Origin of the sequence: Aliiroseovarius halocynthiae, assembly GCF_007004645.1 — a bacterium.
Classification (GTDB): domain Bacteria; phylum Pseudomonadota; class Alphaproteobacteria; order Rhodobacterales; family Rhodobacteraceae; genus Aliiroseovarius; species Aliiroseovarius halocynthiae.
Window position 1 is genome coordinate 37,799 of record NZ_ML660027.1, and the last position, 17,644, is coordinate 55,442.

The window sequence follows — 17,644 nt, forward strand, 5'->3', positions numbered from 1 at the left end:
TCAGTTCGCAAAGCCGTTGAAGACGCGCACAGCTTCGCCATCCTCAACCGAGGATGCGCCAGCGGCGACGATCACGTCCCCATCGGACAGGCCCGAGGTCACGATGAAGCTGCCGTCCGGCGCAGTGGAAACCTGCACGGGCGTTGCGGCAATGGTGCCTGTGCCATCCACGCCGTCAACAAAACGCATGACCTGCGTGTTGCCCTGCGGATCCATCGCGATGGCCGTCGCGGGCAGTTTGATTTCCGAGGCGTCCGTGGTCGCGCTGATGCGCACATCTACGGACGATCCCGGCAAAACGCGCAAAGTATCCACCGGCGCCATCCCCAACGTCAGACGATAGGTTTGGCCGGCAGCAGCGGCTTCGGCGTTATACTCGCGGATCTCCAGCGGATAGATTTCCGGGTGCCCTGCGAAATGGGCGTTGATTTCGATACTTTCTTCTTCACCGGCGGTTTGGAACAGAATCTCGGGGACGTCGATTTCGATGCGAATTTCGCTCATGTCATGCAGGCGGGCGATGGGGGTGCCAGCGCCGATAGTGTTGAAGTTGCCGACGTTGCGGGCCGCCACCAAGGCATCAAATGGGGCGTAAAGCGTGGCGTTGTTGAAATTCTTCTGGGCTTGGCGGAAGGCAATGTCCGCCAGATTGGCCTGCGTTTCAGCATCGTCGATCGTCACCTGACTGACAGTATTGCCACGCAGTTTCGTCAGACGTTCCAGCGTCCGATCTGCCTGATCCTTCTGCACAGTCGCCTGTTCCAGTGCCAAAGACAGGGGTTCCTGATCCAGCTGTGCGATCAGGCTGCCTTCGGGCAGGATCTCGCCTTCGATGATTGGGAATTCGACGATCTGTCCACCAACCTGAAAGGCTAGGTCAATGGACTGACGGGCAACAACCTTGCCATAGAAGGTGCGCGAAAACGCTTGTTGGTTTTCCGAGATGGTCATCAGTTTGACGGGTTTCAGCCCGTCAGCTTGGGCAGTGCTGTCTTGGGCGATGGCTGCGCCAAAGGTCAATGCGGTTGCCAATGTGGCGGCAACGATGGGTTTGGTAAGACGGGTCATATGCATCACTTAACCGTTATTCAGTTCTTGGATTTTCATGTGTATTTTCAACGAGACCTTGGCGAAGGCTTTAACTTCGTCTTCCGAAAGTCCCAATGTCTCATGCAAAAGGGTGTCTGCAAGGCCAACAATCTCGCGTCGTTGTTCGTGACCTTTTTCGGTCAGGCACAGCAGCCACGCACGGCGGTCTTTCGGGTCGCGGACGCGTTCGATCAGGCCGCGCTCTTCCATCTGATCCGCAACGGTCGTCATGGTCGAGGGTAGCGCGCTGATGTCGCGGGCCAGTGTGCCGATCCTTTTCGGACGGTCCAGCTTAACCAGCACCTTGCGTTCAACACCGGGGCCATCGCAGTCGACACCCTGCTGACGCATGTTGGTGTCGATATAGGTGTACAGTGAAAAGACACCCATCAGAGCATGCAGTTCCGGCTCCACGTCATCCGTATTGAGATCAGAATGAGCATTCATGGCGTAGATTCCTTTTTGTGTGAGTAAGCGCATATAGTTCAGAAAGTGAAATGTCCAGATGTTAAAGTAAGCAAGAGAGGATGGGATTCGGACGTAACGTCAAGCAGCCATGGGGCAAGAAAAGAATACCAATCGGCGCTTAAGTGCGGTTCAATTCAACTGTGGGATTAAAATCTTGGTGTCAGTTATGTTTGGCTGACAACGGGATACGTGGTAATTGGTAAAAAAACTTTACCAGTTAAGCAGATTCCAATTGAAATCCGTTAAAACCTGAGTAGTAATTGGCGTGGCAGCGCAGGCGGGCCAGTGCTTTTCCTGTGCGTCTCAGAAGAAAAAATTGAGAACTCGGAGGAGGAGATTCCAATATGGAACGCCGTAAGTTTCTAAAGGGTGCAGCGCTGGGCGCTGGTGCAACCGCTCTTGCAACGCCCGCACTTGCCCAAGGTGGCAAGACCCTGACCATCGTATCGACCTGGCCGCGGGACTTCCCGGGTCTGGGCATTTCGGCCCAGCGCCTGGCCGCTCGCATCGGTCAACTGTCCGACGGCGCCCTGAATGTTGAGTACTTTGCCTCCGGCGAACGTGTTGGTGCCTTTGACGTCTTCGACGAAGTCGCATCCGGCAACGCACAGGCCTATATCGGTGCCGAGTACTACTTCACCGGTAAGCACCCTGCATTTGCCTATTTCACGTCGGTACCGTTCGGTATGTCGACACCCGAGTGGAACGCATGGATCAAATTTGGTGGCGGTCAGGAACTGTGGGACGAAGTCTCGGGCGAATTCGGCCTGAAAGCTCTTGCGGCTGGGTCGACCGGTACGCAGGCTGGCGGCTGGTTTAACAAAGAAATCGAAAGCGCAGATGACCTGAAGGGTCTGAAGATGCGTATTCCCGGTCTGGGTGGCCAGGTTCTGTCGAAGCTTGGTGCGTCGACGGTTTCGGTGCCCGGTTCGCAGATCTATGAAAACCTAGTGTCGGGCGCCATTGACGCGACCGAGTGGGTTGGTCCGTACAACGACTATTTCATGAAGTTCTACGAAGCGGCCAAGTACTACTACACCGCTGGTATGCACGAGCCGGGTGGAGGTCTGTCCTTCAGCATGAACCGCGCATTCTATGACGGTCTTTCCGACTGGGAGCGTGCTGTAATCGAAGCGGCATGTAACGAAGAGCACGCTGCATCGCACGAAGAAAACATTGCGAAGAACGGCGAATATCTGGCCAAGCTGGTTGACGAGCAAGGCGTTCAGGTTCGCGCGTTTAACGACGATGTTTGGGACAGCTTCGGCGAAGCTGCCGAGGAAGTGTTTGAAGAAACCCGCGACCATTCGGAATTGGCTGCACGGGTCAATGATGACTTCCAAGGCAAACTCCGCGAGATGGGTACCATGATGGCTCAGTTCGAAGTGGGCTATATCAACCAGCGTAACCGCGTTCTGGGTCTGGGCGAGTAAGCCGCAGATCGCTGAAAAACAATCTGAGCGGGGCCGAAATGGTCCCGCTCTTTTTTAAGGCACCATGGGCGACCACTGCCCGGACGCCTTATACCAACCGACTTCGGGGGAGCTGATGGCAACCGATTTTTCCGACATTTCACGCGAAGGCAGCCCGGCAATCACCGCACGGCTGTTTGCATGGGGCATGCTTGGCTTCCTGTTTGCGTTTCTGGTAAACAACGTACTGGTCGTAGGCTTCGGCATGCCGGGCGCAAAACCGATATTCCAAGGCGGTGCGACGGGGGGCAGCTGGGCTAATCTGGCAGTCTATATCGTCAGCGTTGCCCTTGCAGCCTTCTATGTCCTCAGCACGAAAGCCACGGCGCTGCGCTGGGATGCGATGAAGATCCACAAGTTCAACGTTTATCTGATTCGCGCCATGTTTTGGGCTGTTCTGCTGGTTGGCATCGCCGACTGTGCCATCGCCTTCATGCGGGTCGAAGGCATTCTGGCGGGCATGTTCGGCGAAGACACCGCCAAACTGTTCAGCAAATCGCGTTGGGTTGGTCCCTATATCCATATTCCGCTGATCGCGTCGGGTTTTGTGGTCGCGCTGTTTACCCGCACGCTGGGCTTTACATGGCTTGCCCTGATGATTGTTGCGGCTGAGCTGCTGATCGTGATCTCGCGCTTTGTGTTCAGCTATGAGCAGGCACTTATGGGTGACCTCGTGCGCTACTGGTACGCGGCCCTGTTCCTGTTTGCCTCGGCCTTTACCCTGTTCGAAGAAGGCCACGTCCGTGTGGATGTGCTTTATGCCGGATTTGGCCGCACCACACGTGGCTTTGTGAACGCTTTCGGATCGATCGTACTGGGAATGAGCACCGTCTGGGTGATCCTCGCAGTTGGGTTCAATGGCAAGACCTCGATCATCAACAGCCCTATCATCAACCTCGAAATCTCGCAGGCTGGTGGCGTGGGCATGTTCATCAAATACCAGATGGCCGCCTTCTTGGGTGTGTTTGCCATCACCATGCTGATCCAGTTCGTCAGCTATTTCCTTGAGGCCGTCGCCGACAAACGTGACGAGCCCGGACACCGTGAAGTCGCCCCGGCGGCTCATTAAGGACACGACAGATGGAATTCTACTTCCTAGCCCTTCTTATCCTGATCATGGCCGCTGCCCTTGGGTCCGGCTATCCCGTGGCCTTTGCGCTTCCGGGTGCAGCCATCATCACCATCGGCCTTGCCGCCGGTGCCGGTTACATCTTTGCAGGCTCGACTGATGCCTATTTCCATTCGGGCGGGCCAAACCAATGGCTGTCCGCGGGGGTGACGAACCTTAGGGGCGTCTATTGGGAGGTCGAGAGGGATACCCTGATCGCCATCCCATTGTTCATCTTCATGGGCATCATGCTGCAACGCTCGAAAATCGCCGAGGACCTTCTGGTCACGATGGCACAACTGTTTGGCCCGGTGCCGGGTGGTCTGGGCATCTCGGTTGTCTTCGTGGGTGCGCTGCTGGCGGCCACCACCGGGATCGTTGGTGCGACTGTTGTGGCGATGGGCTTGATTTCGCTGCCAGCAATGCTGCGCAACAACTATTCGCCATCGCTGGCGACCGGTACGATTGCGGCCTCGGGCACGCTGGGACAGATCATTCCGCCCTCGATCGTGCTAATCATTCTGGCCGACCAGCTGGCATCCGCGACCGACCAAGCGTCGACTGCGCGTAAGGCGCTGCACAAAGAAGCCACGGGCGAGCTGTCCATGCCGTCGGTTTTCGACGTAGGATCAACCTCCGCCGGCGAGATGTTTCTGGGTGCGTTCATTCCGGGACTGCTGCTGGTGGGCCTGTACATGCTGTACATCCTTGTCTACGCGATCCTGAAGCCGAAACAGGCGCCTGCTGTGCCCTATGACGGCAAGTATGACGGCGCTTTCTTGAAGAATATGCTGATCACTCTGGTGCCGCCTCTGGCGCTGATCTTCCTTGTTCTAGGGTCGATCATCGCCGGTGTCGCCACCGTGAACCAAGCCGGCGCCATTGGTGCTGCTGGCGCGATGATCATGGCGGGATATCGACTGCCCGAGGCCAACAAGTCGCTCTATTATCCGGCGCTTCTGGCGATTGCATCGCTGGCCGTGCTTGCCATTGCCTTGATCAATTTCGACATGAACGTGAAAGCGATCGAGGATGGCTCGGACCGGTTGGGCATCATCCTTGGTGCGGTTGGGTCGATCATGCTTTTGGTTGCACTGATCTGGTCCTGCTGGCGTGTTCTGAAGATTGAAAACACCTTGGCGGGCGTCATGCTGGAAACAGCAAAGACGACGTCGCTGGTGTTCATCATCCTTCTGGGTGCCGCCATGCTGACCGCCGCCTTCCGCGCGTTCGGGGGCGAGGATCTGGTGAAAGAATTCCTGCTGGGTCTGCCCGGCGGGTTCTGGACACAATTCTTCATCGTCATGCTGGTGATCTTTGTTCTGGGTTTCTTTCTGGACTTCATCGAGATCGCGGTTGTGGTTGTGCCTATCGTGGCCCCGATCCTGCTGGCCGATCCCGAAGCGAACATCACCGCCGTTTGGCTGGGTGTGATGATTGGTCTGAACATTCAGACCAGCTTCCTGACACCTCCGTTCGGGTTTGCGTTGTTCTATCTGCGTGGCGTGGCCCCTGCGATCGTGAAAACGGTGCAGATGTATAAGGGCGTGATTGCCTTCATCTCGCTTCAGATTGCGGCGCTGGTGATCGTAGGTCTGTATCCGCCATTGGTGAACTATCTGCCCAACCGCGTCAGCTTCCTGTCGGAAAGCAGCCCGCCGCCGCGCAACCCAAAACTGCAGCTGTGCGTCGAAGACTACGTGGGCCAGAAACTTGCCGAAAGTTCGGCCACCCGCGATGCGATCGCAGCAGCGCGCGGTTTGGATCTGTCGGTACTGCCGAAGGATTTGGCAGATGACCTGACCGACGGTTTCGACACCGCGGATGCGGCTTTGACCGAGCTGGATACGGCGTTTGCATCTGCGGACAGCGTGCAGGCGGCATCGGGCGAGTATCGACCGCAACTGCGGTTGGTGCGCGGCATAGAAAAGCAGATCCGCAACATCCAGCACGAGGTTGCCGAGCTTGAAAAGCAGGCCAGCCGGATGCGTGATGAAAGTCAGGCCGCCGACAAGGCCAAGCTGGACACGAAGGTTGCTGCTTTGAAAGCCGAGATCGAGCATCTGCGTGCTGGAATCCCGGAAAGCTGGGAAGGCGTGCACAAAGAGTTCCAAACGCTCACCAAAGCTGAAAACAGCGCGCGGTCCAAGTATCGCCGTGCTGCGGATGGTGCGTGGGAGGCTCCGATGTCGGTTTTAGCTGTGCTGGACGCCAACGACGCGTTTGTGGCGCTTGAGCAGGATCTGCGCGACATGAAAGTGACGATCATGTCGACGCCAGAGAAAGAAGCGCAAGAGCTGGTGAACGAGCTGTCGAAAGTCTTTGGCAAGGTCGAGGGTGCAGATGACGTGAAGAAGGCGCTAAGCAAAGCCCGTAAGGCGTTGAAATCTAAGACACCAGATCGGGACAAAGCCTTGGCTGCTTACGATGATGCGGTCGCTGCTTATGAAGGTCAGCTTGCATGGCGGGCCGAGGCAGATGCCAAGCTGCGCGATGGCTTGAATGCCTATATGGATGGCATAAAGGATACTTTGGGTATCCGCCAGCAGCCGCGCTTTACGCGGGATCAGGCGCTCGAAATGGCATCGTGCACCGCCTATCACCGGGATATCTCTCTTAACTTCTGATCTGATAGATAGGCACATATAAATATTTGAAAGGGCTGGATTTTATCCGGCCCTTTTCTTTGCACTTGCTGCGAACACAGGCAGCGGATTTTGCAGATAAAATGTCGCAAAGGGGCGTGTCATGTCGCAAACTTGTGACCGAGAGTCGGTATCCGCCCTTGCGATGGGTCGGGTTCTGCGCAACTCTATTGGCTGAACTAATAATACGGCGGTCCATCGTCACACGCCGACCACTTAGGGAGCCTTCAATGAAAAATGAACTCGAATATCTGTCCAAACGTGTTGCTGATCGCAAGCTGTCACGCCGCGACTTCATGGGTCGTGCAAGTGCGCTAGGCGTTTCGGCTGCCGCTGCAAGCACCATGTTGTCTTCTGCGGCTCTGGCGGCCGGGCCCAAAAAGGGCGGCACCATGAAGCTGGGTATGATGGGTGGCGAAAGCACCAATACGTTGGATCCGGCACCCGCCGCGACGCAGGTTCCGGGTATGAATTTGCGCCTTTACGGTGACCAAATGGTTGACGTGGCCGCCGATGGTAGCGTCGAAATGCGTTTGGCTGAAAGCGTAGAAAGCACTCCTGATGCGAAGACATGGCACTTCAAAGTCCGTCAGGGCGTTGAATTCCACAATGGCAAGACCGTGACGTCGGAAGACTTCCTGCGCACCGTAGAGCGTCACGCCAACGAAGATTCGAAATCGGGTGCGCTGGGTGTGCTTCAGGGCATCAAAGATATGCGCGCCGAAGGTGACACCTTCACCGTCGAAATGGAAAACCCCACCGCTGACCTTCCGTACCTGATGGCAGACTGGCACCTTGTTGTTCAGCCTGATGGTGGATTTGATAACCCGAATGCAGGCATCGGCACCGGCCCTTACACCATTGAGGTGGACGAGCCGGGTGTGCGCCACGCATTCAAGAAGAACCCGAACTATTGGGATGACACCCGTGGCCACGTGGATGAGGTTGAGCTGCTGGTCATCAACGACAACACCGCCCGTATGTCGGCCCTGCAATCGGGTCAGGTTCACATGGTGAACGGTGTTGATCCCAAGGTTGCCAGCCTTTTGAACCGCGCCCCGAACCTTGAAGTTCGCAACGTCGCCGGTCGCGCACACTATGTCTTTGTCATGCATGGTAATACTGCACCTTTTGACAACAAAGACCTGCGTTTGGCACTGAAATACGCCATTAATCGCGAAGAGCTGGTTGAAAAAGTTCTGCGTGGCTTTGGTTCGGTCGGGAACGATATGCCGATCAACGCAGCCTATCCGTTCTTCGACGATTCGTTCGAACAGCGTATGTATGATCCCGAGAAAGCCGCCGAGCATTATAAGGCATCGGGCCATGATGGCTCGCCCATCGTACTGCACGTGTCGGATGCTGCATTTGCCGGTGCTGTGGACGCAGCTCAGCTGTTCCAACAGTCCGCCGCTGCTGCAGGTATTCCGCTGGAAATCAAACGCGAGCCGTCGGATGGTTACTGGTCGGAAGTCTGGAACGCCAAGCCGTTCTGTGCGTCCTATTGGTCCGGCCGTCCGGTTCAGGACCAGATGTACACCACCGCGTACCATTCGCAGGCCGACTGGAACGACACCCGTTTCAACAACGCCGAGTTCGACGATCTGTTGATCAAGGCGCGTGGCGAACTGGACCCAGCGAAGCGCAAAGAGATGTATTCGCGCATGGGTCACTTGGTTCGTGACGAAAGCGGCCTGATCGCTCCGATGTTCAACGACTTCGTTGATGGCGTATCGAAGCAAGTCGTGGGTTATGAAGACGATCCGAACGGGTTCCTGATGTATTCGTGGGCTCCGATCAAATGCTGGCTGGACGCGTAAGGTCCGCTCCATGCATCCCATTTTAAAACTGGTTGCTCAGCGCTTGGCGCTGAGCATCCTTCTGCTCCTCGCAGCTTCGGTACTGATCTTCGTCGGTACGACCATCTTGCCGGGCGACGTCGCCCAAAGCATCCTTGGTCAAGCTGCTACTCCTGAATCCCTCGCCAACTTGCGCAAAGAGCTCGGCATGGATCAGCCCGCCACCACGCGCTATTTCAACTGGTTGTTTGGTGCGCTTCAGGGTGATCTTGGCACGGCGCTGACCAATGGGCGCGATATTGTCGAAAGCCTTGGCGGGCGATTGAAAAACACGCTGTTTTTGGCCTTCTGGGCCGCCGTCGTTGCCGTCCCACTGGCCATTTTCCTTGGCCTTTTGGCAGTACGCTATCGCGAGCGTTGGCCTGATAAGCTGATTTCGGCAGTAACGCTGGCATCGATTTCGATCCCCGAATTCCTGATTGGTTATCTGCTGATGTATTTTGTTGGTGTGAAACTGGGCTGGGCGCCCACCGTTTCTACGATCTATGACAGCATGTCGCTGGGCGAAAAACTTAGCGCAATTGCGCTGCCCGTGACGGTACTGACCATGGTTGTGCTGGCACATATGATGCGCATGACACGTGCCGCCATTCTGAACGTGATGCAGTCGGCCTATATCGAAACGGCTGAACTGAAGGGCCTGACAAGCTTTCAGGTCATCGCGCGCCACGCTTTTCCGAACGCCATCGCGCCGGTGGTGAACGTGGTTATGCTGAACCTTGCTTACCTTGTCGTGGGCGTCGTGGTTGTCGAGGTGGTCTTCGTGTACCCCGGCATGGGCCAGTATCTGGTTGACCATGTGGCCAAACGTGACGTGCCCGTTGTGCAGGCCTGCGGTCTGATCTTCGCGGCAGTCTATATCGGGTTGAACATGGTGGCTGACATCGTGTCGATCCTGGCTAACCCAAGGCTGAGGCATCCGAAATGATGAGAATACCCCCCGCGGCCTTGATTGGCCTGTTTTTCACAGGGCTTTATTTCTTCATGGCGATCTTCGCCCCGTTGATTGCGCCCTATCCGATGACTGAAATCGTTGGTGACGTCTGGGAGCCCTCATCCGCCGAGCACTGGCTGGGCACCGACAATATCGGTCGTGATCTGCTTTCTCGCATGATCTATGGCGGACGGACGACGATTTTTATCGCCACGGCTGCCACGATCCTCAGCTTCACACTTGGCTCGATCCTTGGCTTTACAGCTGCGGTGGTCGGTGGCTGGGTTGATCAATTGATGAGCCGTTTCGTCGACCTGATCATGTCCATCCCGACCCTGATCTTCGCTTTGGTTGTGCTGTCGGTCATGCCGGTGACACTGTTCATGCTGATCCTGGTCATGGGTCTTCTGGATTCGACCCGCGTCTATCGCTTGGCCCGTGCGGTCGCTGTGGACATCAATGTCATGGACTTTGTCGAAGCCGCGAAGCTGCGTGGCGAAGGCCGTCGCTGGATCATCTTCCGTGAAATCCTGCCCAATGCGCTGTCTCCTCTGGTGGCCGAAATGGGTCTGCGGTTCATCTTTGCGGTGCTCTTCGTGTCGACGCTTTCGTTCCTTGGTCTTGGCGTACAACCGCCAAACGCTGACTGGGGCGGCATCGTGAAGGAAAACAAAGACGGTATCGTTTATGGCATCTCGGCTGCCCTTGTGCCCGCCGTTGCTATCGCGACGCTGGCGATCTCCGTGAATCTTGTTGCCGACTGGGTGCTGAACCGCACCACCAGCCTGAAAGGGGGCCGCGGATGAGCGAGAAATTTCTGAAGGTCGAAGATCTGAAAATCGGCGCGCGGATCTATCCGCCCGGCGAGAAGCCTCGGAATATCGACATCGTACACGGTGTGTCCTTCGAGCTTGAGAAGGGCAAGGTGTTGGGGCTGATCGGTGAATCCGGCGCTGGCAAATCCACCATCGGTCTGGCCTCGATGGCCTATGGCCGTGGCGGGGTCGAGATCACCGGCGGCAAGGTTTGGGTCAATGGTCGCGAGATCCTAGGCACCAACCTGAAAGATCTGCGCAAGCTTCGCGGGACTGAAGTGACCTATGTCAGCCAGTCGGCTGCGGCCAGTTTCAACCCCGCGAAGAAGATCTTGGAGCAGGTGATCGAAGCCTCGCTGCATCAGGGCAAATTCTCGAAGAAAGAGGCCGAAGCCCGCGCGGTCGAGCTGTTTACCAAGCTGGGTTTGCCGGATCCCGAGAACATTGGCGATCGCTATCCGCACCAGGTGTCGGGTGGTCAGTTGCAGCGCTGCATGACGGCCTTGGCCCTGTGCCCCGAGCCTGATTTGGTCGTGTTCGATGAACCCACCACAGCGCTGGACGTCACCACGCAGATCGACGTGTTGATGGCGATCAAAGAAGCTATTCGGGATACCGGCGTGGCCGCGCTTTATATCACGCATGACCTTGCGGTGGTTGCCCAAGTCTCGGACGAGATCATGGTACTGCGCATGGGTGACATGGTTGAACATGGCACCACGGATCAGATCATCAACCATCCCGTTGAGGAATATACCCGCGATCTGGTGTCGGTTCGTTCGACGCAGCATGATGGCAAGCCGCCCACGGATAATCCCGTTTTGACCGTGGAAAACGTCACCGCCCGCTATAAGGGCACGAATTTTGACGTTTTGCACAATGTCACGATGGAGCTTCACCCCGGCCAAACTTTAGCGGTTGTGGGCGAATCCGGGTCCGGCAAATCAACCACGGCCCGCGTGATCACCGGCCTGTTGCCACCACGCGAAGGCAAGATCCATTTCGACGGGCGTGACCTGTCGTCGGATCTGGAAGGCCGCTCGCGCGAGGATCTGCGCGAGCTTCAGATGATCTATCAGATGGCGGATGTGGCCATGAACCCACGCCAGACCGTCGGGACGATCATCGGCCGCCCGCTTGAGTTCTATTTCGGCATGCGTGGTGCTGAGAAGAAGAAGCGGATTCTGGAACTTCTGGAAGAAATCGAGATGGGTCCAGAGTTCATGGACCGCTATCCGGCAGAATTGTCTGGTGGTCAGAAACAGCGTGTCTGTATCGCCCGCGCGCTGGCCGCGAAGCCCAAGGTCATCATCTGTGACGAGGTCACCTCGGCGCTGGATCCGCTGGTTGCGGATGGCATTCTGAAACTTTTGGAGAATCTTCAGAAGATCGAAAACGTGGCCTATCTGTTCATCACCCATGACCTTGCGACGGTGAAGGCCATCGCGGATTCAATTGCTGTGATGTATCAGGGTCGCGTGGTGCGCTATGGCCCGAAAGCTGACGTGCTGGCGCCTCCGTTTGATGATTATACTGACCTGCTGCTGAGTTCTGTTCCCGAGATGCGTCTTGGGTGGTTGGAAGAGGTCGTGCAGAACCGAAAAATGGAAAGCGCTGGCAACTAATCGCTGGATTTCGAAAGCACCGGGGGCGTTGCGAATACGCCCCCGGTTTTCTTTTCCCGGTACAAAACCGACCCATTCTGACGCGGCTGTTACATAAATCCGTGACCGCCCTCGCCTAGTCTGGGGAAAACTACCGCGCAAACTGGAAGGGCGCTGACATGGACAGAAAACTCCTGCTTCTCATCATCGACGGGGTGCCGCACCGCAACTGGCGTCGGTTGTTTGGCAATCTGGAAGGCTGGGTGCAGTCCGGCGATGCTAAGCTTCTGAAGATGCGGGCAGTGCTGCCGTCGACCTCGGCCAGCTGTTATGCTTCGATCCATACCGGTGTTACGCCGCAGGAACATGGCTGCACAGGCAACCACGATGTGTTCCGCCTGTCGCATGACGACATTTTCAGCCAAGTCCGCAAGGCTGGTGGCGTCACAGGTGCGGTGACCCATTCCTTCTGGTCTGAATTCTTCAATCGTGCGCCCTTCGACGTCGTGCGGGATGTGGAATATGACGAGCTTGAAAGCACGTCGATCAATCACGGCCGGTTCCACACCATGACCGGCTATGGGATGATCAACCAATGCACACCGGCGGATGTCGATCTGTTCGGCACGTTGACCATGCTGTGTGAACGCAAGGGGATCGACTATGGCATCCTGCACACCTGCACGCTGGACAGCATGGGGCACCGCTTTGGGCATGACTGCCAAGAAATGGATCACACGTGCTTCATGATGGATGAACAGATGGCCCCCTTCATCAAGCGCTGGCGGGATCAGGGGTATGATTTGATCGTCACGGCCGATCACGGCCAGACAGATCGCGGCCATCACGGCGGGCACGAAGACCTGCAACAAGATGTCGCGCTTTACTATTTCGGGGATGCAGAGGTGGTCGATGACAGCGATGTTCTGTGCCAGACTCAGCTTGCGCCCACAGTTCTGTCCCTGTTGGGTGCGCCGATTGCAGATACGATGAAAGGCAAGGTGTTCCTGAAATGACTTGGGCCATTCCCGCTCCCGCGCAGCCGTATCTTCCGATCGTTGGTTCAGATCAAAGGTTCCCAGTGCGGCGGATCTTCTGTGTCGGACAGAACTATGCCGCCCACGCCCGCGAGATGGGGGCGAATCCGGATCGGGAGCTGCCTTTCTTCTTTTCGAAACCCGCAGATGCGTTGGTTCAGGATGGGGCAAGTATTCCATTCCCACCGGGCACGTCAAATCTGCATCACGAGGTCGAACTGGTTGTGGCCATCGGTCAGGGCGGCGCAAACATCGCTGCGTCTGAGGCATTGGAGCACGTCTGGGGCTATGCCGTTGGTAACGATCTGACCCGCCGCGATATTCAGGCCACGGCGAAAGCGGCAGGGCGTCCATGGGACATGGCCAAGGGGTTTGACCGTTCTGCCCCCTGCGGAGCACTTCATCCCGTCAAGGCCGTCGGTCATATCACACAGGGCGCGATTTCGCTCAGCGTGAATGGAGAAACGCGCCAAAGCTCGGATATTTCGGATCTTATCTGGCCAGTGGCCGATGTGATCGCCTATTTGTCGACGCTGGTAGAGCTTTGCGCCGGAGATTTGATTTTCACCGGCACGCCAGAAAATGTCGGCCCGCTTCAACCCGGCGATACCTGCGTCGGGCAAATCGAAGGGCTTGGTACAATCACCACACGGTTCGAAGACAGTTAGTCCAGAAACGCCAACAACTTTTCGCGCGCCTTCTCAATATGCCTAAAGGTTAGTTCAGCAGCTCTATTGGCATCGCCAGCCTCGCAAGCCTCTTGGATCTCCTGATGGTCGCTATCAGCACGCACGACTCCGTTGTCCATCAAAATGCGGGCGCGTAGATAGCGGTCAATTCGATTGAGCGCATTGTCTATTTCCGCCAGATGATATGTCAGGCCGCTGGCCGCATAGTGGGTTTCGTGAAATTTTCGGTTCAAATCCCCCCATTCGGAAGGATCTGTCGAGGTTGCCAAGGCCTCATAGTACCCGCGGGCTTTGCGCAAGACCTGATCATCCATCTTTGGAACAGCCTTTGCAATCACATTGGATTCAAGCAATGCCCGGAAATCAAAGATTTCACGTACCTCGTCTTGCGTCAAAGACGACACCACCGCGCCTTTGTATCGCTTCGACGTGACCAATCCGTGCTCTTCCAGTTTCAAGATGGCTTCACGCACCGGAATCCGAGAGGTGTTGAACATCTTGGCAATCTCGTCTTGACGCAAAGGTGTGCCGTCCTCTAGTTCGCCCTCGACAATGGCTTGTTTCAAAGCATCGAAAATGATTGTTGTCGCTGAAGCTGTCTTTGACACGTCTACGGATTTTAACTGCATAAACTGATCCCCCATACAGACTAGCAATCGTTATTCTCGTTCCCGAAGCAATTCGCATCGTCCACTGATAACGAAGATGTGTAAAGCCTAAGCCATCATGTGTCCTGACGTACGATGTTGGTAACCAATACATCCTTAACGTTTTTCCCAAGGATGGATTGCGCCACTTCAAGCAGGGCCGCGCGCAGCGGATCCAAACGGCTGGACTGTGTAAACATGCCGTCAAACCCGCCAGTGTTGGCATGGTTGAACATCACTTGAAGGAATTCGTCCCGCAGCTTGGGTTCGCGTTTGTAAACGGCTTCCCGCCCGCCAAGGTCCACCTCGACGTTCAACGACAGAACAACCAGCGACGAGACTCTTCCATCTGCGACGACCGGCACCACGAACTGATTGTTTATCTTTACAAATTCGGTGTCAGTTGGCGCTTCGTCGGCTATTTTCTCTTTGGTATCCCCGTGCTTATCTGGGTCAACATCACCGCAAGGGTTCATCACGACAGGCTCGGGTTCGGGTTGAAGCATCATGCCAGCGCCAGCGCCGGCGCCCAGGCCTAACAAGGCCAGAATAATCGGGATAAGCTTTCCCATTGAATTCCCCCTTAGAATGGCAGGATGATGTCTGCGACCTGCTGGCCATAGCGTGGCTGCTGAACGTCGCTGATCTGCCCGCGACCGCCATAGGAAATTCGGGCAGACGCGATCTTGTCATACGGAATCTCATTCTGGCGCGAGATGTCTTCGGGGCGGACGAAGCCTGTGACCAGAAGTTCGCGCAGTTCGAAATTGACCCGAACCTCTTGCGTGCCTTGGATCTGCAACACACCGTTGGGCAATGTGCCTAGAACGGTGGCGGCCACTCGCAGTTCGAGTTTTTCGTTCCGTTTGACAGAGCCATTGCCTTTGAACGAGCTTTTCGACGACAAGCCAACGGCGTTTGCAAGGGATGCACCTTCAGGTAAATCTTTGTCGACTGATTGCGGTATTCCAAACAGGTTGGGAACACCCATATCTTCGGAGGCACCGCGTGCCCGCGACGAGCTATTAGAGAACTCCGCCCGATCATTGATTTCGATTACCACAGTCAGGATGTCGCCCGACTGTTGGGCACGCCGATCGCCAAGCAGAGATTGGCGCCCGCCGCTCCACAGGGACGAGCGATCTACGGTACCCTGCGGCGGGATGTCCTGCGGCAAGGCTGAGGCACTCATTGCCTGATGCTCGGCGCTCATTTCGACGGGGTTTAGCTCCGGAGTTTTGCCAACATTTTCCATTCGGGAACATGCGGTTACAGCTATGGATAGTATCAGGATGGGCAGTGTCAGACGCATTGGGTTTCCTTGTCAAAATTGGGCGTGAGAGTTCGAGACGATGACGTCGCCGTTGGCTGAGACCGAGCCAGTGATTGTGGTGCGTGATGACAGGTTCATTACGCGCACCCGATCCCCAATTGCGCCGGACCCAAGGCTGCGCCCCTCGGCCAGAATGGTCATGGGGCCTGCCGTATAGACCAGCGTGACGATTTGGTTTCGGTCAATCACCGAAGGTGGACCAATGTCGTTCGGAAGAACAGGGCGACCAGTATACAGCACCACGCGGGCCTCTTGCCCAATAACGTCCTCAAGCAACTGAAACCCGCCGGCAAGGTCGGTCGCCACCAGTTTCACGTCTTGTGCGGTAACAATCATCCCGGGGCGCAGGTTTCGGGCGGTGACGACGGTATCGGCACTTGCGGGCAGCGCGAGACTTATCAAAAGGAGAATCAATAGTTGCCTCATCAGCGCACCTGTGTGGTTGCCGCAAGCATCTGGTCTGCCGCGGTGATGACTTTCGAGTTCAACTCGTACCCGCGTTGAGCGGCAATAAGTTCGGTGATTTCGCGCACTGCGTCGACCGAGCTGTTTTCCAGATATCCCTGACGCAAGGTTCCACGCCCATCTTCGCCGGGGGCGCCGACAAATGCCGGACCCGAGGCGGGTGTTTCACGAAATAAGTTTGATCCAATCGCTTCCAGCCCTTTGTCATTGGTGAAGTTGGCCATCGTAAATGCCCCAAGAAGCTGCGGCTCGACGGTGTTTTCGAAATAGGCATAGACCTCGCCGTCTGCATTGACCGAGATATCGCGTGCATCGCTAGGCACGGTGATCTCGGGCGAGACAGGATAGCCGTCCGAGGTTACGATCAATCCATCGCCGGACAATTTCAGTCCTCCATCGCGGGTATACCCGGATGCGCCCGACGGCAGAGTGACTTCGAAATACCCCAGGCCTTCAATTGCCAGATCCAGCTTGCCATTTGTTTGCGCAAGCGTCCCTTGTTGCACCATCATCGTGACTGAAGTTGGCCGTACACCCAACCCCAGCTGCACGCCCGTGGGCAGGACGGTCCCGTCCGAGGCATTAATCGTACCAGCACGGGTGGCTTGTTGATAATGCAGATCCGCGAATTCCGCCCGGCGGGTGTTGTATCCCGTGGTCGACATGTTCGCCAAGTTGTTCGAGATCGTTTCGACCCGCATCTGCTGGGCCAGCATCCCGGTTGCTGCAATGTTCAAAGCGCGCATTTAGGTCTCCTGTTATCCCAAGACGGTTTTCGTGACCGAGCGGATACGCTCGTCTTCTTTTTCCATGAATTTCTGACCCAGCTCATAGCTGCGCTGCACCTCGATCATCCGGGCGATTTCCGCGATGGGATCGACGTTTGACCCTTCGACATACCCTTGCAGAATCGAGGCTTCGCTTAGGGCGGGTTCAACGCCTCCGGGGGCTTCGAACCGAACACCGTCACGATGCTGAAGATCGGTTTGATCGACCGGCGAGAACAGACCGATCAGCGCCAAGGCCCGCCCATCGGCAGACAATGTGCCGTCAGATGACAGCGAAACAGATGTCGCATCGGGAGGAATGAAAACGGGCGATCCCCCGCCATCCAACAGTCGATAGCCATCTGGGGTCACAAGTTCGCCTTCTGCGGAGGGTGTGAAAACCCCAGCGCGGGTTAGAAATTGCCCAGTCGGCCCGTCCAGCAGGAAAAAACCGTCACCTTCGATGGCAAAGTCAAATGTCCCCCCCGTTTGGGTCAGCGCGCCTTGCTCTAAATTCAGCGCACGTGTGTTGGCGGTGGCCATCGACAGTGATGGATCCTGCCGCTCAAGCGCATGAATGTATTCGGAAAAAATGACACCTTCGCGCCGGAACCCAGTGGTCGACGAATTGGCAATATTGTTGGCGATGCTCTGCATTTCACGCATCAAGCCGGATTGCCGGGTCAGGGATGTATAGCCGATATTATCCATC

General features: G+C 56.4%; 17 protein-coding genes. 9 read left to right on the forward strand and 8 right to left on the reverse strand.

The features are described 5' to 3' along the window. Both FIL88_RS15405 and FIL88_RS15410 read right to left on the reverse strand, forming a co-directional pair. Nucleotides 1-1,068: an efflux RND transporter periplasmic adaptor subunit gene (locus FIL88_RS15405; RefSeq protein ID WP_246066747.1), complete on the reverse strand. Its 1,068-nt coding sequence runs from the start codon at nt 1,066-1,068 to the stop codon at nt 1-3. Between the two features lie 9 nt (nt 1,069-1,077). Then, nucleotides 1,078-1,536 carry a MarR family winged helix-turn-helix transcriptional regulator gene (locus FIL88_RS15410; RefSeq protein WP_185960980.1) on the reverse strand — a complete coding sequence of 153 codons (459 nt, stop codon included), beginning with the start codon at nt 1,534-1,536 and terminating at the stop codon, nt 1,078-1,080. 365 nt (nt 1,537-1,901) lie between these two features. Here FIL88_RS15410 and FIL88_RS15415 point away from each other — a divergent pair, with 365 nt between their 5' ends. From FIL88_RS15415 to FIL88_RS15455, 9 genes are all read left to right on the forward strand, one after another. Beyond that, nucleotides 1,902-2,990 (forward strand): TRAP transporter substrate-binding protein, encoded by a 1,089-nt coding sequence (locus tag FIL88_RS15415; protein ID WP_142854776.1) that lies wholly within the window; start codon nt 1,902-1,904, stop codon nt 2,988-2,990. A 115-nt stretch (nt 2,991-3,105) separates the two neighbouring features. Beyond that, nucleotides 3,106-4,098, forward strand: coding sequence for a TRAP transporter small permease subunit (locus tag FIL88_RS15420; protein WP_142854777.1), 993 nt, complete (start codon nt 3,106-3,108; stop codon nt 4,096-4,098). Nucleotides 4,099-4,109: 11 nt separating this feature from the next. Continuing rightward, nucleotides 4,110-6,764: a TRAP transporter large permease subunit gene (locus FIL88_RS15425; RefSeq protein WP_142854778.1), complete on the forward strand. Its 2,655-nt coding sequence runs from the start codon at nt 4,110-4,112 to the stop codon at nt 6,762-6,764. Nucleotides 6,765-7,012: 248 nt separating this feature from the next. Further along, nucleotides 7,013-8,602: an ABC transporter substrate-binding protein gene (locus FIL88_RS15430; protein ID WP_142854779.1), complete on the forward strand. Its 1,590-nt coding sequence runs from the start codon at nt 7,013-7,015 to the stop codon at nt 8,600-8,602. 10 nt (nt 8,603-8,612) lie between these two features. Beyond that, nucleotides 8,613-9,569: an ABC transporter permease gene (locus FIL88_RS15435; RefSeq protein ID WP_142854780.1), complete on the forward strand. Its 957-nt coding sequence runs from the start codon at nt 8,613-8,615 to the stop codon at nt 9,567-9,569. Next, nucleotides 9,566-10,381, forward strand: a complete 816-nt coding sequence (locus tag FIL88_RS15440; RefSeq protein ID WP_142854781.1) for an ABC transporter permease — start codon at nt 9,566-9,568, stop codon at nt 10,379-10,381. The genes FIL88_RS15435 and FIL88_RS15440 overlap by 4 nt, the downstream gene beginning before the upstream one ends. Beyond that, nucleotides 10,378-12,015, forward strand: coding sequence for an ABC transporter ATP-binding protein (locus FIL88_RS15445; RefSeq protein ID WP_142854782.1), 1,638 nt, complete (start codon nt 10,378-10,380; stop codon nt 12,013-12,015). Before FIL88_RS15440 ends, FIL88_RS15445 begins: the two co-directional genes overlap by 4 nt. 158 nt (nt 12,016-12,173) lie before the next feature. After that, nucleotides 12,174-13,010, forward strand: coding sequence for an alkaline phosphatase family protein (locus FIL88_RS15450; protein ID WP_142854783.1), 837 nt, complete (start codon nt 12,174-12,176; stop codon nt 13,008-13,010). After that, nucleotides 13,007-13,699 carry a fumarylacetoacetate hydrolase family protein gene (locus FIL88_RS15455; protein ID WP_142854784.1) on the forward strand — a complete coding sequence of 231 codons (693 nt, stop codon included), beginning with the start codon at nt 13,007-13,009 and terminating at the stop codon, nt 13,697-13,699. Before FIL88_RS15450 ends, FIL88_RS15455 begins: the two co-directional genes overlap by 4 nt. On the opposite strand, the gene FIL88_RS15460 is transcribed toward FIL88_RS15455, so the two are convergent. The 6 genes from FIL88_RS15460 to FIL88_RS15485 form a co-directional block, all read right to left on the reverse strand. Continuing rightward, nucleotides 13,696-14,349: a GntR family transcriptional regulator gene (locus tag FIL88_RS15460; protein WP_142854785.1), complete on the reverse strand. Its 654-nt coding sequence runs from the start codon at nt 14,347-14,349 to the stop codon at nt 13,696-13,698. The two genes, FIL88_RS15455 and FIL88_RS15460, sit on opposite strands and share 4 nt — an antisense overlap. Nucleotides 14,350-14,444: 95 nt before the next feature. Continuing rightward, the gene (locus tag FIL88_RS15465; protein WP_142854786.1) at nt 14,445-14,939 is read right to left on the reverse strand and encodes a flagellar basal body-associated FliL family protein; all 495 of its coding nucleotides are present in this window, start codon (nt 14,937-14,939) and stop codon (nt 14,445-14,447) included. An 11-nt stretch (nt 14,940-14,950) separates the two neighbouring features. Continuing rightward, the gene (flgH, locus tag FIL88_RS15470) at nt 14,951-15,679 is read right to left on the reverse strand and encodes a flagellar basal body L-ring protein FlgH (protein ID WP_142854787.1); all 729 of its coding nucleotides are present in this window, start codon (nt 15,677-15,679) and stop codon (nt 14,951-14,953) included. Between the two features lie 12 nt (nt 15,680-15,691). Next, on the reverse strand, nt 15,692-16,126 hold the full coding sequence (flgA, locus tag FIL88_RS15475) for a flagellar basal body P-ring formation chaperone FlgA (RefSeq protein ID WP_142854788.1): 435 nt from the start codon (nt 16,124-16,126) through the stop codon (nt 15,692-15,694). Continuing rightward, entirely contained in the window at nt 16,126-16,911 is a 786-nt protein-coding gene (flgG, locus tag FIL88_RS15480; RefSeq protein ID WP_142854789.1) for a flagellar basal-body rod protein FlgG, read from the reverse strand. The genes flgA and flgG overlap by 1 nt, the downstream gene beginning before the upstream one ends. A 12-nt stretch (nt 16,912-16,923) precedes the next feature. Beyond that, nucleotides 16,924-17,643 (reverse strand): flagellar hook-basal body complex protein, encoded by a 720-nt coding sequence (locus FIL88_RS15485; protein ID WP_142854790.1) that lies wholly within the window; start codon nt 17,641-17,643, stop codon nt 16,924-16,926. Nucleotide 17,644 lies beyond the last annotated feature (1 nt).